Source organism: Streptomyces sp. SID3212, from assembly GCF_009865405.1.
Classification (GTDB): Bacteria; Actinomycetota; Actinomycetes; order Streptomycetales; family Streptomycetaceae; genus Streptomyces.
The window spans coordinates 1-1406 of the sequence record NZ_WWJY01000884.1; the positions used below are offsets into that span (position 1 = coordinate 1).

The 1406-nt window shown below is 74.2% G+C and carries 1 protein-coding gene and 1 pseudogene; both read right to left on the minus strand.

The window, feature by feature from the left end; all coding sequences use genetic code 11:
* Nucleotides 1-88: 88 nt before the first annotated feature.
* Nucleotides 89-1096, minus strand: coding sequence for an ABC transporter ATP-binding protein (locus GT042_RS26555; protein WP_161311257.1), 1008 nt, complete (start codon nt 1094-1096; stop codon nt 89-91).
* 31 nt (nt 1097-1127) lie between these two features.
* Nucleotides 1128-1406: pseudogene (locus GT042_RS39415) on the minus strand (ABC transporter ATP-binding protein); the annotation flags it as partial.

Genomic DNA, 1406 nt, shown 5'->3' on the forward strand with positions numbered 1-1406 from the left:
AGCCCGTCCGGCGATTGAGGACATCAGTAAGCCGCGCCGAGCAACGGGCACGAGGCCAAACCGAAGCCCGTCCGGCGATTGAGGACGATCAGGAACCCGCACCCGCCGCCGGGCGAACCGCGTGGCACGCGACCCGCGCACCCGCCCCACCCGACAGCACCGGCAACGCACTCGTACGACACGCCCCCGCCACCCCGCCCGCCTCTCCCGACGCCAAGACCTGGCACCGCACATGGAACCGGCACCCCGCAGGGATCCGCGAAGGGTCCGGTGGCTCGCCCGTGAGGACGATCGGGGGGCCGGGGGACTCCGGCAGGACGGACAACAGCGCCCGCGTGTACGGGTGCTGAGGTGACGTCAGGACCTCCTCCACCGGCCCGGTCTCCACCACCCGGCCCAGGTACATCACCGCCACCCGGTCCGCGATGTTCCACGCCAGCCCCAGGTCGTGCGTCACGACCAACGCGGAGAGGCCCAGTTCGTCCCGCAGCGACAGCAGCAGCGCCAGGATCTCGCCCCGCACGGACGCGTCCAGGGACGCCACGGGCTCGTCCGCGACGAGGAGTTCGGGTTCGAGGACGAGCGCGCCCGCGATGACGACGCGCTGCCGCTGGCCCCCGGACAGCTCGTGCGGGTAGCGGAGGAAGAAGCGTTCGGGAGGTCGCAGCCCCGCCCGGGACAGTGCCGAGGCGACCGCCTCGCGTTCGTCGCCCGCGTGCCCGTGGATCCGCAGGCCCTCCGCCACCGCGTCGTACACGGTGTGGCGCGGGTTGAGGGACCCGCTGGGGTCCTGGAGGACCAGTTGGACCCGCTTCCGGTACGCCTTGAGCGCGCGCGACGTGTGCGTGAGGGTCTCGCCCGTGAAGGTGACGCTCCCGGACGTGGGCGGCACCAGGCCCAGCAGCGTGCGCGCCAGCGTCGTCTTGCCGCAGCCGGACTCGCCGACCAGGGCCACGATCTCCCCGGGGGCGATGTCGAGGTCGACCCCGTCGACCGCGCGTGCGGGCGCCCCGCCGCGCCGCCCGGGGAAGGTGACGTGCAGGCCGGTGGCCGAGAGAAGAGGGACCGTGGTCGTCGGGGCCTTGGTCGTCGTCATGGGTGGCTCCTCAGGAGGCCGTGGGACCGCCTCATGCCGGGTCGGGGGAAGTGTCGGCGGAGACGTCGGAGGAGGGGTCGGCGGAGGCATCCGCAGCGACGTCGGCGGGGGCATCCGGGGAGTCCGACGCGGCGGAGTCCGCAACGGCGGCGCCCCCGGACGCCCGCCCCGGAGACACGTGCACACACGCCGCCCGCCGCCCAGGCCCCGCCTCCCGCAGGACAGGATCGTCGTCCGCGCACGACTCCAGGGCGACCGCGCAGCGGGGATGGAACGTACAACCGCCCGGCAGCGCCGAGGGATCCGGCGG

Coding starts and splice junctions, on each gene's coding strand:
- GT042_RS26555 (WP_161311257.1), bottom strand. CDS start 1,096: ATGACGACGACCAAGGCCCCGACGACCACGGTCCCTCTTCTCTCGGCC.